Genomic DNA, 13,500 nt, shown 5'->3' on the forward strand with positions numbered 1-13,500 from the left:
CTCACGGTCTCGGTCCGCCGCGGGCGTCACGACGCCGCCCCGGCGGATCCGGGCTCCGCGGCGCCCGGCGACACCGCCGTGCCGTCCGCGCCCGTCGCGCCGCGTGTGTACCGGGGATGGATCAACCCCACACAGCTGTAGGGCAGTTCGTCCACCTCTTCGACGGGCACGCCGCGCTGCCCTGCCAGCATCGTTACGTGGTCGAGGTCGGCGCCCGCGCCGCGCCGCGCGAGGATCCGCCACGGCACCCGCCGCAGCAGCACCCGGGTGGTCTCCCCCACGCCCGGCTTGACGAGGTTCACGTCGTGTATCCCGTACTCCTCGCTGATCCGCTCGACCGCCGCCCACCCCGCCCAGGTGGGCGAACGGTCCGACGCGAGCAGCTCCTTGACGTCCGCGCCGACCGCGTCCGCCACCTCGTCGAACCGCGCCGACACCGCGTCCGCGAACAGCCCTGACACGTCCGCGCCGGCGAGTTCGCGGTAGAACTTGGCGCCGTGGAAGTCGTCGGGGCCGACCAGGTCCGCGCGCAGCACCGTGCGCGAGACGAGCCCGGACACCGTCGAGTTGAGGCAGGCCGACGGGATGAGGAAGTCCTCGCGCGTGCCGTACGTGCGCACGCAGCCGCCGGGGTCGGCGAGCACCGCGATCTCCGGGTCGAATCCCTCGAAGTCACCGATCGCGGCCGCGAGTTCGCGGGTGATCGCGCCTTTGCCGGTCCAGCCGTCCACGAAGACGACGTCCGCCGGGTCGTGGTGGGCGGCGAGCCAGCGCATCGCCGTCGTGTCGATCCCGCGCCCGCGCACGATCGACACGGCGTAGTGCGGGAGCTCGACGCCGTGGTGGTGCGCCGCCCAGCGCCGCATCAGCACTCCCACCGGGGTGCCCGCGCGGGCCAGCGAGACCAGGACGGGGCGGGGCGAGCGCTCCGCGAGCACCGTTTCCGTGACGGCGCCGACGGCACGCGCGATCCGGGCGGCGGACGTGTCGAGCGCGGCCCTGAACAGCTCCTGGTACGCGGCGTTCGGCTGGTACTCGACGGGCAGCGACTCGGCGTAGTGCGCGCCCCCGCTCTGGATGGCCTCCTCGCGCTCCTCGGTCGGCGCCTCGAGTTCCACGTCGGACAGGTCCTGGAGCAGCCAGCCCACCTCGTCGGGCGCGTAGGAGGAGAAGGCGGGGCCACGCAGTGGCTCGGGCAGCATGGTGGTGTCCTGACGCTCGGGTGGGTGCGGCCGCCGGCCGCCCGTGGCGAGGCGTTGTGCGGCGCCGGGCGGCACGTACGTGGGGACGACGGCGAGGACCACTGGCCCCGCATGCGCGGCGAGTTGGGCCAGCAGGCCGCCGGGCGCGCACAGCTCGGGCGAGTCTCCCGCCGAGTCCACGACCAGTACGACCGCGTCGAATCCGGCGCCCGCCACGTTGTACGCGTAGCGCACGCCCGCGCCGTCGGCGGCGCCCTCGGGAAAGGCGGCGGTGTCGTGCGCGGGGAAGGCGAGGCGGCTGCGGATGGCGTAGCCGGGGTCGTCGACGGCGAGCACCGGCGACCTGGTCGTCGTCGAGTACCGCACCTCGGTGCCGGGCGGCGCGGTGCGCTCCAGCTCCTGCGCCAGCCGCAGCGGCGTGTACATCAGCTCCTCGAAACCGAGCACCAGCACGCGCCGCGCCCCAGGCGGCAGGGCCGCCGCGACCGCCGACGCCATGGCGGGCACCGCCGCGTCCAGCGCGTCGCGGTGCACGGGCAGGAAGCCGTGCCGTCCGCCGTCCGGCAGGCGTCCGGGCCAGTCGAGGCGCACGCGGGTGACGGCCGCGGGGCCGGGTGCGGGCGCCGCGGCGAGCGCCGCGCGCGGGGGCGTCTGGGCCTCCTCGTGCGCGCGGACGAGCGCCGTGCCGCGCTCCAGCACGCCGTCGGGCAGCCGCACGGTCCCCGACGCGAGGGTGACGAGGTCGACGCGGGCCCCGATCTCGCCGGCGAACGCGGCGAGCCGGCCGCGGTCGCCGTCGGAGCGCATGTCCACGATCGCCACGATGACGTACCGGGCGCGCGGCCGGCGCTCGTGGAGCGCCCGGATCGTGTTGAGCACGGTGTTGCCCGTGGAGAACTCGTCGTCCACCAGCACCAGCGGCCCGTCGCCCGCGAGCAGCGCCGGGTCCTCGGGCAGCAGGAGATGGGAGGTGGCGTGCGAGTGGGACTCCTCGAACCCGCCCGCACGCTCGACGCCCGGGACGGGACGCCGCGTCGAGTGCAGGTACGGGGCGTCGCGCACGCCGTCGGCGACGCAGTGCCCGAGCCCGGTCGCGGTCTCGGCGTAGCCGAGGACGACAGCGTCCGCGGCGGCGGGGCCCAGCAGGGCGCGTACGCGCTCCCCGAGCCGCAGGCCGGTGTCGCGCACGACGGCGGGGCTCTGCGGCACGTGCTTGCCGAGGACGTTGGAGACGAGCAGGTGGGCGCGTTTCGGGTTGTCGCGCAGGGCGAGGCCGAGCAGGCCGCGCAGGGCGGGGTCGCCGCCGAGCCGCACGTCGAGCGCGCCGGCCACCCAGGTGCCCGGCCAGACGTCCGCCCCGGCGGCGGAGCCGCCGGGCGTGGACACATCTGCCCCACCGCCGTCGCCCGGTCCGCTTGGAGGCGCCGGCGCACCGGCCGAGGTGCCGCCCGGCCCGGACGCCACGGCATCCCCACCGCCGCGCACGGGCGCGCCCGCCACACCGCCATCGCCGCCCGGCACGCTTGCAGGCGCCGCGTCGCCGCCACGCCCAGCACCGCCAACCGCACCGCCCTCGGCGCCCGACGCCCCCGCGGCACCCGCCACGCCAGCACCGGCACCACCCGGCCCGGTCGCCACCGCATCCCCATCGCCGCGCACGGGCACGCCCGCCACACCGCCATCGCCGCCCGACGCCCCCGCGGCACCGGAGGCGTCGTCTCCACGTGTCGGCTCGGAAGCCGCCCGGGCCGCCGTCACCGCGTCGTGTACGTCACGCATGTCGCGCGCCTCCTCCCGCTCGACGGTCACACGCCCCGGCGCGGCGGCCGCGCTCCTCCGGCGTCGCGCCCGGCGCCGGCCCGCGGCCGGCCGCTCGTCCCCGCGTCACCGGCCGAGCCCCGCCGCGAGCAGCTCGACGAAGCCGATGTCCTCGCGCGCCACGCCGAACACCTCGGCGCGCAGCAGCGTCCGCTCGGCCCAGGCGCGGTGCGGCTTCACCTCGTTCATCTTGTTCGTGTACGCGGACCGCACCACGCCCCCGCCGCCGCGTTCCGGCCGCAGGATGTCCACGGCGTCCACGAACTCCTCGTGGCTGACCACCGACAGCGCGTGCACGGGCATGACGTGCGAGGGGTGGATGCAGGTCTTGCCGAGCAGGCCGTTGGCGCGGTCGAGCTCGATCTCCCGCAGCAACCCGTCGAGGTCGTGCTCGATCAGTGCCGTACGCAGGGACTCCGCGCGCCCGGCGAGGAAGGGGCTGCTGCGCAGCTGCGGCTTGAACATGCGCTCGTGCAGCCGGAAGTACTCCCACACGGGTCCCGTGATCGTGAAGCCGGTGCCGTCGGCCCTGCCCAGCACGTTCACCACGTCCGAGATGACGTTCGCGACGATCCGCACGTCGTACGCCGTCGTGTCGGCGGCGCGCCGCAGCCCGTACGCGGAGCAGAAGTCGGTCACGCCCAGCCGCAGCGCCAGGACGCGGTCGCGGTACTTGTCGACGATCCGCGCGATGTCGAGCAGCGTCTCCGACCTGGTCTCCAGGTGCAGCAGCTCGGGCGACTCCAGCACCGGCATGGCGAAAAGCCGCCGCCCGCACGCACGCTCGGCCTCACCGAGCGCCGACAGGAACACCTCGCCGCGCTCGTACGTGAACTTCGGCAGCACGAATCCGGACAGCAGGCGTGCCGCGGGGCCGAGCCTGCGCACGAGGTCCATGATCTGCTCGGCGGCCCTGACCCGGACGAAGAGGAGCGGCAGGGCCGCGCCGCGCGTCTCCAGGTCGCTCAGCTGGGCGACGAGGTTGGCCTCGCCGTGCGCGACCTCGCCGTCCCCGATGGAGTCCTCCAGGCACAGCACCATCGACCGCACCCCGGCGGCCTCCTGCTTGACGATGTCGTCGGCCAGGCGGGGCCGGGTCGCCGGGCTGTAGAGCGTGGCGCCGAGCGCCGCCGACAGCACCCGGGCCGGGGCGTCCCCGGTGAACTCCGCGGGCTCCTGATGGAACAACCGCTGCCTGTCCTCCGGCGGGACGTGCCCGAAATGACGCATACATCCTCCCCCGTACTACCCGTGGTGCTCTTCGGAACATTCGTTCACATGGCCGGTAATAGTACGTACGAACCGGTGGCGCCGGTTCCCCCGGCACGTGAAATCCTGGTGGCGCGGCCGGAACGGACGCGCGCCTCCCGTCCCCTTGCGGGGCCTGTGCCGCGTTGTCCCGGCCCGGAGGCGGAAGGCAGGATGGCCCGCATGACGCACGCGATGACGAAGGGCTCCAACGTCCCCCTCGGCGTGAGGGGCGTACGGGCCGTGCTGCGGTGGACGCCGGGCACCGGCATCCCCGACGTGGACGCGTCGGCGCTGCTCCTCGGCCACGACGGGCGGGTGCGTTCGGACGAGGACTTCGTCTTCTACAACCAGCCGAGGCACCCGTCGGGCGCCGTGCGGCGGCTGTCGAAGAAGCAGCGTCCTGACGGCCTCACGGACTCGGTGGAGGCCGATCTCGCGGCGCTCGACCCGTCGGTCGACCAGGTCCTCCTGGCCGCCTCGTCCGACGGAGAGCCCTTCGGGCACGTGCGTGACCTGCGGATCCTGCTGTACGACACCGCCGCGCCCGAGGGCGAGCCCGTCGCGGTCTTCGACGTGCACCCGGAGACGGGCGAGGAGACCGCCATCATCTGCGGGGAGCTGTACCGCAGGGGCGACGGCTGGAAGTTCCGGGCGGTCGGCCAGGGCTACCCGACCGGCCTCGTGGGCCTTGCCACAGCGTTCGGCGTCTCCGTGGACGAGACGGACCCGGCCACCGCCCCCGCACCGCCCGGGCCGACGGCCGGGTCCCACACCCCGCCCATGCCGCAGACGGCACCGGCACCGGCACCGGCACCGGCCTACGGCTACCCGCACCAGGCGCCGGCCCCCGCGCCCTCACCCGCCGCCGGGTACGGCTACCCGCAGCCGACCTCCCCCGAGCCCTACGGCTACGGCTACCCCCAGCCGGCAGCCGCGGCGCTCCCCGACGGCCCCGCCCAGGACCCGTCCTTCCGCCTGCCCCCGATGGGCCCGCAGTTCGTGCACGGCGCCTGAAGGGGCCCTCACGCCTTCGTCTTGTAGCCCCTGCCCCACTGCAGGCCCCAGCCGTACAGGCGGTCCAGTTCCGCCTGGAAGCCGTAGACGAACCTGACCTCGCGCCGCACCAGCAGGTCGCCCTTCACGTTCTCCAGCGCGAACACCGCGCAGGACCTCGCCTGGGGGGCGCGTTCGTCGAGTTCGATCTCGACGCGCGGGCCGTTGCTCGGGTAGAGCGTCACCTTCGCGTGCGTGCGGTCGAAGGCCGGCGTCTGGTCGTAGATGTAGACGAAGAACAGCAGGCGCTTGATCGACTCGCGGTGGTCGAGGTTGACGAAGATCGTCTCGCCGGACGGCGCGCCGAACCGGTCGTCACCGCTGAGCTTGACGTACGGGGCGATGTTGAGGTCGCCGAAGAAGCTGCCGAGCGGCTGGACGACGCCCTTGCTGCCGTCCGTCAGCTCGTAGAGGCAGCCGAGGTCGAGGTCGACGTTGACCACGCCCTGCGTGTGCGCCTGCACCACGTCGGGCTGGAACAGCTTGAACGGGTGGCGCAGCATACTGCCCTGTTTCGACCTGCCCTCGATGTCCGACGTGCGCATCCGCCACGACAGGTTGACGCGCAGGTTGCCCGTCGCCGCGCCCTGCTTCGTCAGCGAGACCGCCGGATGGCGCCGGGTCAGCTCGATGGAGTTCGACGCCGAGTTGCCCGAATCGAACTGTGCCGCCCTTCCTCCCGGCCGCAGGCCGTCCCAGAAAGACATGCTCACCCACCCCTGTCGCTACGTGTGCGTCCGGCCGTGCGTCGTGGGGCGGTCCGCGGGCCCGAAGGCCCGTGCACCGCCCCCCGCACTTGAGCGTTCCCTCGCTCCGCCGGGCCGCACACCCCGGGACGCCCGTCCTGAGGGTCACACGGGGTCGCACGGGGTCGCGCCCCTGTCGCGTACGGGCATATCCGTGCGACAAGGGCGCCCGGCACCGCACGCTCGGGCGCCCGCGGGTCGCGCCGGCGCGTCCGCGTCAGGCGCGCGCGCCCGCGTGCTCCTCCGACTCGTGGGGGCCTTCGCCCGCGTCGCCGCCCTCGGCCTCCAGCTTCTTGTTCCTGCGCACGGAGGACCAGAACGAGGCGCCGATGAGGACGACGCCGACCAGGCCGGTGATGACCTCGTTGATCTCGTGCTGGATCGTGACGAGCAGGATCACGGCCAGCGCACCGATCGCGTAGTGCGCCCCGTGCTCCAGGTACACGTAGTCGTCCAGGGTGCCCTGGCGCACCAGGTACACGGTCAGGGACCTGATGTACATCGCGCCGATGCCGAGGCCGAGCGCCATCCAGAAGATGTGGTTGGTGATGGCGAAGGCGCCGATGACGCCGTCGAAGGAGAACGACGCGTCGAGGACCTCGAGGTAGAGGAACATGAAGAAGGCGGCCTTGCCCGCGAGGCCCACGGCGGAGACCGTCCTGCCCGCGGCGCGCGCCTTCGCCTCTTCCTCCTCCTCGCGTTCCTCCTCCTCTTCGAGGGAGTTCTCGAAGTGGCCGGACAGACCGCCGACGATGAGGTACGTGATGAGCCCGGCGACGCCGGCGAGCAGCACCGTCGAGGACTTGTCCACGGCGTGGCCCGAGCTGGTGTGCGCGTGGGCCGCGAACGTCTGCGAGACGACGAGCAGGGCGATCAGCGCGACGCAGACCGACAGCATGTCGACCTTGCCCAGCTTGGCGAGCGGGCGCTCCAGCCACGCGAGCCACTTGATGTCGCGGTCCTCAAGGATGAAGTCGAGGAAGATCATCAGCAGGAACATACCGCCGAAGGCGGCGATGGCCGGGTGGGCGTCGGTGACCAGCGACTCGTAGCGGCTGGGGTCGTTCAGGGCGAGCTTGACGGCCTCGACCGGGTTCACCTTGGCCGTGATCGCCACGATCAGGACGGGGAAGACCAGCCGCATGCCGAAGACGGCGATGAGCACACCGACGGTGAGGAAGATCTTCTGCCAGTAGGCGTTCATCTTCTTCAGCACGCCGGCGTTGACGACGGCGTTGTCGAAGGAGAGGGAGATCTCCAGGATCGAAAGGATCAGGACGACCCCGAACGCCTCCCACCCCCAGAAGACGGCCGCCGCGGCCAGGCCGAGGGCGGTGATGCCCATCGGCCAGCGAAAGGTTTTCAGGATCACTGCTTCCCCATCCGGTGGTACGGGTTTTCCCCCGTGCAGAGCGTCGCTTTACGCAACATTGACCCCGAAGTCTAGGGCGATGCCCCGCAGACCCGACGCGTACCCCTGGCCCACTGCCCGGAACTTCCACTCGCCGCCGTGCCGGTAGAGCTCGCCGAAGATCATGGCCGTCTCCGTGGAGGCGTCCTCCGTCAGGTCGTAGCGGGCGAGCTCCTGGCCGTCCGCCTGGTTGACGACGCGGATGAACGCGTTGCTGACCTGCCCGAACGTCTGGCGGCGGTTGTCGGCGTCGTGGATGGAGACCGGGAAGACGATCTTGTCGCACTGCTCGGGCACCTGGGAGAGGTCGACGAGCAGCGACTCGTCGTCGCCCTCGCCCTCGCCGGTGAGGTTGTCGCCCGTGTGCTCCACGGAGCCCTCGGGGCTCTTGAGGTTGTTGTAGAAGACGAAGTACTCGTCGCCCAGCACTCGGCCCTCGCGGCACAGGAGCCCGCTCGCGTCGAGGTCGAAATCCGCTCCGGTGGTGGAGCGTGCGTCCCAGCCGAGCCCTACGAGCACCTGGGTGAGGTTCGGTGCGGCCTTGGAGAGGGAGACATTGCCCCCCTTGGCGAGTGTGACGCCCATGATGTTGAGTCCTCCCCGATGGTGGTCCTGTGCGTGCTGCGCGTCATGCGCGTCCTGCGCGGGCACGGCGCGTTTCACGTCATGCCCGGTCGTACGGCCTCTATGCACTGCACGCCGATCGCGCCCCGAACGGTTCCTGCGGGCGCCCGGCGTACACGGGCCGCGCCCGGCGCCGCACGGACAGCTGTGCGTGCGGCGCCGGACGCGGTGTGTTGTACGGGTCAGACGTTGACGCCGAAGTCCTGCGCGATGCCGCGCAGGCCCGACGCGTACCCCTGGCCGATGGCACGGAACTTCCACTCCGCGCCGTTGCGGTACAGCTCGCCGAAGACCATCGCGGTCTCCGTCGAGGCGTCCTCGGTGAGGTCGTAGCGCGCCAGCTCGTTGTTGTCGGCCTGGTTGACGACGCGGATGTACGCGTTGCGTACCTGGCCGAAGGACTGCTGGCGGGTCTCCGCGTCGTAGATGGAGACCGGGAAGACGACCTTCTCGACGTCGGCGGGGACCGCGGCCAGGTTGACCTTGATCACCTCGTCGTCGCCCTCGCCCTCGCCCGTGAGGTTGTCGCCGGTGTGCTCGACGGAGCCTTCCGGGCTCTTGAGGTTGTTGAAGAAGACGAAGTTGCCGTCCTGCGCGACCTTGCCCTCGGCGTTCGCCAGCAGGGCGCTGGCGTCGAGGTCGAAGTCCTGCCCTGTCGTCGTACGGGCGTCCCAGCCAAGACCCACGGTGACCGCGGTCAGGTTGGGCGCGGCCTTGGTCAGCGAGACGTTTCCGCCCTTGCTGAGGCTGACTCCCACGAGTCCTCCCATTGGTTGTCGGGGCCGGCGGCCATGGTCAGCGGCAGCTGCCGCGGGCCTCACGCCCCCTGGTGCGTTGCATTCGGATCAACGTCTGGATCCTAGTGACGGGTTCCCTCAGGCCGCGCGTTTTCCCGCGCGGAGTGCGCCGTACGCCGCAGAGGCCGTCACCTCACAGCCGGGCGAGCGCTTTGATGTAGTCCTCGCTGTCGCGCGCCTCGTGCACGGGGTTCACGACGCTCCACCGCACGGTCCCCGACGTGTCGATGACGAACGTGCCGCGCACGGCACGGCCGCGCTCCTCGTCCAGCACGCCGTAGGCGCGCGCCACGGCGCCGTGCGGCCAGTGGTCGGCGAGCAGCGGGAAGTCGATGCCCTCCTGCTCGGCGAAGGCACGCAGGGCGTGCACGGAGTCGGCGGAGCAGGCCAGCAGCTGCGCGCCGGCGCGGGCGAAGGCGTCCGTGCGGTCGCGCAGCTCCTGGAGCTCGCCCGTGCAGGTGGTGCTGAACGCGTACGGGTAGAAGACGAGGACCACATGGCGCCCGCCGGGGCCGCGGAAATCGGAGAGCCGCACGGTCCTGCCGTGCTGGTCCTGGAGCGCGAAGTCGGGTGCTTGCGCACCGGCCTCGACGGCCATGGGAGCTGTCCTTTCGCGCGTACGCGTGCCTACGCGACGCGAGGCTACAGGTGAGCCCCCGCCGCGACGTCGGCGGCGGGGGCGGTCGTACGGGTGCCCGGGGCCCGCCCGCAGGGCGGTGCGGACCCCGGGCGCGCGTTCAGCGCTTCGACTTGGGTGTGACCAGCCGGCTGCCGGTCCAGTCCTTGCCGGCGTTGACGCTCTTGGTCTGCGACAGGCCGGCCGTCTGGGCGGCCTCGTTGATGTCGCTCGGCTCGACGTAGCCGTCACGGCCGGTCTTGGGTGTCAGCAGCCAGACCACGCCGCCGTCCTCGATCAGACCGATCGCGTCCACCAGCGCGTCCGTAAGGTCGCCGTCCTCGTCCCGGAACCAGAGGAGGACGGCGTCGGCAACGTCGTCGTAGTCCTCGTCGACGAGCTCCTGGCCGATGACGGCCTCGATGGACTTTCGGAGCTCCGGCTCGACGTCTTCGTCGTAACCGATCTCCTGGACCACCTCTCCGGGCTCGAACCCCAGACGAGCCGCCTGCTGGGTCCGCTCCTCCGCGTGGTCCGCGGTCGCGCTCACGGATTGCCTCCTGATCATGTTGCGGTGTCTGCTTCGGCCTCGCGCACACGCGAGGCGATGGCCGTAGTCCACACGGGCGGGACGGATCGCGCAAGTACCCGACGGCCGAGACCGCCGAAACGGTGACGTTCCGGGCCTCTCTCCCGCGTGCTGCGGCACTTGCCCGGCGACCGTGCGTGACGGGCGCCTTGTCTTTTCTCCATGTTCGCCATGGTATGCCGCGGGCCTGCGCCATTCGAGTGAGAACCGCCGGTGGACGGTGTCGCCCGGGCGTGGCACGCCACAACGCCGGTAGAGCCGCGCGGGACGGGGTACGGACCGGGTAGGGACACGGTACGTGCGCCGTGCCCGCCCGCCACGAGGCGGCCCGCCGCACCGTTACCTTCCCGGTGCACAGGTGACGTTCGCGTATGTCGCGGTACACGATGGGTTGCGACGTACGACACCCACAGACAGCGCCACAGACAACGCCACAGACAGTGAGGGAACAGCGTGGCTTCCGGATCAGATCGCACCCCGATCATCATTGGCGGCCTTCCCAGTCAGGTCCCGGACTTCGACCCCGAAGAGACCCAGGAGTGGCTCGACTCGCTCGACGCCGCCGTGGACGAGCGCGGCCGCGAACGCGCCAGGTACCTGATGCTCCGGCTGATCGAGCGCGCGCGTGAGAAGCGCGTGGCCGTGCCGGAGATGCGCAGCACGGACTACGTCAACACCATCGCCACCAGGGACGAGCCGTTCTTCCCCGGCAACGAGGAGATCGAGCGCAAGGTCCTCAACGCGACGCGCTGGAACGCGGCGGTGATGGTCTCGCGCGCCCAGCGGCCCGGCATCGGCGTCGGCGGCCACATCGCCACCTTCGCGTCCTCCGCGTCGCTCTACGACGTCGGCTTCAACCACTTCTTCCGCGGGAAGGATGGGGGTACCTCCCGTTCGAGCGGAGCCGAGAACGGGGGAGGCAGGGGCTGCGACCAGGTCTACTTCCAGGGCCACGCGTCCCCCGGCATCTACGCGCGCGCGTTCCTGCTCGACCGGCTCACCGAGGCGCAGCTCGACGGCTTCAGGCAGGAGAAGTCGAAGGCGCCGAACGGACTGTCCAGCTACCCGCACCCGCGGCTGATGCCGGACTTCTGGGAGTTCCCGACGGTGTCGATGGGCCTCGGCCCGCTCGGCGCGATCTACCAGGCCAGGATGAACCGCTACATGCTGGCGCGCGGCATCGCGGACACCTCGGACTCGCACGTGTGGGCGTACCTGGGCGACGGCGAGATGGACGAGGTCGAGTCGCTCGGCCAGTTGACCATCGCCGCCCGCGAGGGCCTCGACAACCTCACGTTCGTCGTCAACTGCAACCTGCAGCGCCTCGACGGCCCGGTGCGCGGCAACGGCAAGATCATCCAGGAGCTTGAGTCGGTGTTCCGCGGCGCCGGCTGGAACGTGATCAAGCTGGTGTGGGACCGCACGTGGGACCCGCTGCTCGCGCAGGACACGGACGGCGTCCTCGTCAACCGGCTGAACACGACGCCCGACGGCGACTTCCAGACGTACGCGACCGAGACCGGCGGGTACATCCGCGAACATTTCTTCGGCGACGACCACCGGCTGCGCGCCATGGTCGAGAACATGACCGACGAGCAGATCCTCCACCTGGGACGCGGCGGCCACGACCACCGCAAGGTGTACGCGGCGTACGCGGCCGCCAAGGCGCACCGCGGGCAGCCGACGGTGATCCTCGCGCAGACGGTCAAGGGGTGGACGCTCGGCCCGAACTTCGAGGGCCGCAACGCGACGCACCAGATGAAGAAGCTGACGGCTGACGACCTGAAGCGGTTCAGGGACCGGCTGCACCTGCCGATCCCCGACAAGGATCTCGAGGGCGGCGCGCCCCCGTACTACCACCCGGGCCGCGACTCGGAGGAGATCCAGTACATGCACGACCGCCGCAGGTCGCTCGGCGGGTTCGTGCCGACGCGCGTGGTGCGTGCGAAGCCGCTGGCGCTGCCGGGCGACAAGGCGTACGCGACGGTCAGGAAGGGATCGGGGCAGCAGCAGATCGCGACGACGATGGCGTTCGTCCGGCTGCTGAAGGACCTGATGCGGGACAAGGAGATCGGCAGGCGCTTCGTGCTGATCGCGCCGGACGAGTACCGCACGTTCGGCATGGACTCGTTCTTCCCGAGCGCCAAGATCTACAACCCGCAGGGGCAGCAGTACGCGTCGGTGGACCGCGAGCTGCTGCTGTCGTACAAGGAGTCGAAGACGGGCCAGCTGCTGCACGACGGCATCACGGAGGCCGGCTGCACGGCGTCCGCGATCGCGGCGGGCTCGGCGTACGCGACACACGGCGAGCCGCTGATCCCCGTGTACGTCTTCTACTCGATGTTCGGCTTCCAGCGCACCGGCGACCAGTTCTGGCAGATGGCCGACCAGATGGCGCGCGGTTTCGTGCTGGGGGCGACGGCCGGCCGCACGACCCTGACCGGTGAGGGGCTGCAGCACGCGGACGGCCACTCGCACCTGCTCGCGTCCACGAACCCGGCGTGCGTGGCCTACGACCCCGCGTACTCGTTCGAGATCGCGCACATCGTGCGGGACGGGCTGCGCCGGATGTACGGCGAGGAGAGCGAGAACGTCTTCTACTACCTCACCGTCTACAACGAGCCCGTCAAGCACCCCGCGGAGCCCGAGGACGTGGACGTCGAGGGCATCCTCAAGGGCGTGCACCGGCTCTGGCGGGGCGAGCGCGGCTCCATCCCCGCGCAGATCATGGCGTCGGGCGTGGCGCTGCCGTGGGCGGAGGAGGCGCAGCGGATCCTCGCCGAGGAGTGGGACGTACGGGCCGACGTGTGGTCCGCGACGTCCTGGACGGAGCTGCGGCGCGAGGCGATGGCGGTCGAGGAGCACAACCTGCTGCACCCGGAGGAGGAGCAGCGCACCCCGTGGGTGACGCGGAAGCTGAGTGACGCGCAGGGCCCGTTCGTGGCGGTGTCGGACTGGATGCGTGCGGTGCCCGACCAGATCGCGCAGTGGGTGCCCGGCGCGTTCAGGTCGCTGGGCGCCGACGGCTTCGGCTTCGCCGACACGCGCGGCGCGGCGCGGCGCTTCTTCCACATCGACGCGCACTCGATCGTGCTCGCGGTGCTCACGGAACTGGCGAAGGAGGGCAAGGTCGACCGCTCCGCCCTCAAGCAGGCGCTCGACCGCTACCGGCTGATGGACGTGGCGGCGGCGGACCCGGGTACGGCGGGCGGCGACGCGTAGCGTCCGGTGGCGGGCGCGCGGCGGCCCCGGTGGGTGACGACCCACAGACGGCCGCGCGCTGCCCGGCCCGCCGCGGCCGTCGGATGCGGCGGACCAGTGGCGATCCACCCGGTGCCGGGTGCGGCCGGGCCCTGCGCGATCCCCAGGACGAAGAATCCGGCGATCGCCCGG

Annotated in this window: 10 protein-coding genes; 2 read left to right on the plus strand and 8 right to left on the minus strand. The window is 71.8% G+C overall.

Annotation, left to right across the window (positions count from 1 at the left end; genetic code table 11):
- Positions 1-26: 26 nt before the first annotated feature.
- Both IH48_RS0127490 and IH48_RS0127495 read right to left on the minus strand, forming a co-directional pair.
- Positions 27-2,588 (minus strand): phosphoribosyltransferase, encoded by a 2,562-nt coding sequence (locus IH48_RS0127490; protein WP_030910280.1) that lies wholly within the window; start codon positions 2,586-2,588, stop codon positions 27-29.
- Positions 2,589-3,086: 498 nt separating this feature from the next.
- Complete coding sequence (locus tag IH48_RS0127495) at positions 3,087-4,250, minus strand: HpcH/HpaI aldolase/citrate lyase family protein (protein WP_030910282.1); 1,164 nt, start codon at positions 4,248-4,250, stop codon at positions 3,087-3,089.
- Between the two features lie 201 nt (positions 4,251-4,451).
- On the opposite strand from IH48_RS0127495, the gene IH48_RS0127500 reads away from it, so the two are divergent.
- Positions 4,452-5,285 (plus strand): TerD family protein, encoded by an 834-nt coding sequence (locus tag IH48_RS0127500; RefSeq protein WP_030910286.1) that lies wholly within the window; start codon positions 4,452-4,454, stop codon positions 5,283-5,285.
- Positions 5,286-5,293: 8 nt separating this feature from the next.
- Here the strand turns inward: IH48_RS0127500 and IH48_RS0127505 are convergent, their stop codons facing one another.
- From IH48_RS0127505 to IH48_RS0127530, 6 genes are all read right to left on the minus strand, one after another.
- Positions 5,294-6,031 carry a TerD family protein gene (locus tag IH48_RS0127505; RefSeq protein ID WP_030910290.1) on the minus strand — a complete coding sequence of 246 codons (738 nt, stop codon included), beginning with the start codon at positions 6,029-6,031 and terminating at the stop codon, positions 5,294-5,296.
- 256 nt (positions 6,032-6,287) lie between these two features.
- The gene (locus IH48_RS0127510) at positions 6,288-7,442 is read right to left on the minus strand and encodes a DUF475 domain-containing protein (RefSeq protein WP_030910293.1); all 1,155 of its coding nucleotides are present in this window, start codon (positions 7,440-7,442) and stop codon (positions 6,288-6,290) included.
- Positions 7,443-7,490: 48 nt separating this feature from the next.
- Positions 7,491-8,066, minus strand: coding sequence for a TerD family protein (locus IH48_RS0127515; RefSeq protein WP_030910296.1), 576 nt, complete (start codon positions 8,064-8,066; stop codon positions 7,491-7,493).
- A 221-nt stretch (positions 8,067-8,287) separates the two neighbouring features.
- Positions 8,288-8,863 carry a TerD family protein gene (locus IH48_RS0127520; RefSeq protein ID WP_030910300.1) on the minus strand — a complete coding sequence of 192 codons (576 nt, stop codon included), beginning with the start codon at positions 8,861-8,863 and terminating at the stop codon, positions 8,288-8,290.
- 172 nt (positions 8,864-9,035) lie between these two features.
- Positions 9,036-9,500, minus strand: a complete 465-nt coding sequence (locus IH48_RS0127525) for a peroxiredoxin (protein ID WP_030910303.1) — start codon at positions 9,498-9,500, stop codon at positions 9,036-9,038.
- 139 nt (positions 9,501-9,639) lie between these two features.
- Positions 9,640-10,068 (minus strand): DUF3052 domain-containing protein, encoded by a 429-nt coding sequence (locus IH48_RS0127530; RefSeq protein WP_030910306.1) that lies wholly within the window; start codon positions 10,066-10,068, stop codon positions 9,640-9,642.
- Positions 10,069-10,560: 492 nt separating this feature from the next.
- Between IH48_RS0127530 and aceE the strand changes: the two genes are divergently transcribed.
- Positions 10,561-13,329 (plus strand): pyruvate dehydrogenase (acetyl-transferring), homodimeric type, encoded by a 2,769-nt coding sequence (gene aceE / locus IH48_RS0127535; RefSeq protein ID WP_030910309.1) that lies wholly within the window; start codon positions 10,561-10,563, stop codon positions 13,327-13,329.
- Positions 13,330-13,500 lie beyond the last annotated feature (171 nt).

This window comes from Streptomyces sp. NRRL F-5126, assembly GCF_000721265.1.
Taxonomy (GTDB): domain Bacteria; phylum Actinomycetota; class Actinomycetes; order Streptomycetales; family Streptomycetaceae; genus Streptomyces.

What these genes read in the sequence shown, in the direction of transcription:
- IH48_RS0127495 (WP_030910282.1), bottom strand. Translation starts at nt 4,250, where the DNA reads ATGCGTCATTTCGGGCACGTCCCGCCGGAGGACAGGCAGCGGTTGTTC.
- IH48_RS0127515 (WP_030910296.1), bottom strand. Translation starts at nt 8,066, where the DNA reads ATGGGCGTCACACTCGCCAAGGGGGGCAATGTCTCCCTCTCCAAGGCC.
- IH48_RS0127505 (WP_030910290.1), bottom strand. Translation starts at nt 6,031, where the DNA reads ATGTCTTTCTGGGACGGCCTGCGGCCGGGAGGAAGGGCGGCACAGTTC.
- IH48_RS0127500 (WP_030910286.1), top strand. Translation starts at nt 4,452, where the DNA reads ATGACGCACGCGATGACGAAGGGCTCCAACGTCCCCCTCGGCGTGAGG.
- IH48_RS0127525 (WP_030910303.1), bottom strand. Translation starts at nt 9,500, where the DNA reads ATGGCCGTCGAGGCCGGTGCGCAAGCACCCGACTTCGCGCTCCAGGAC.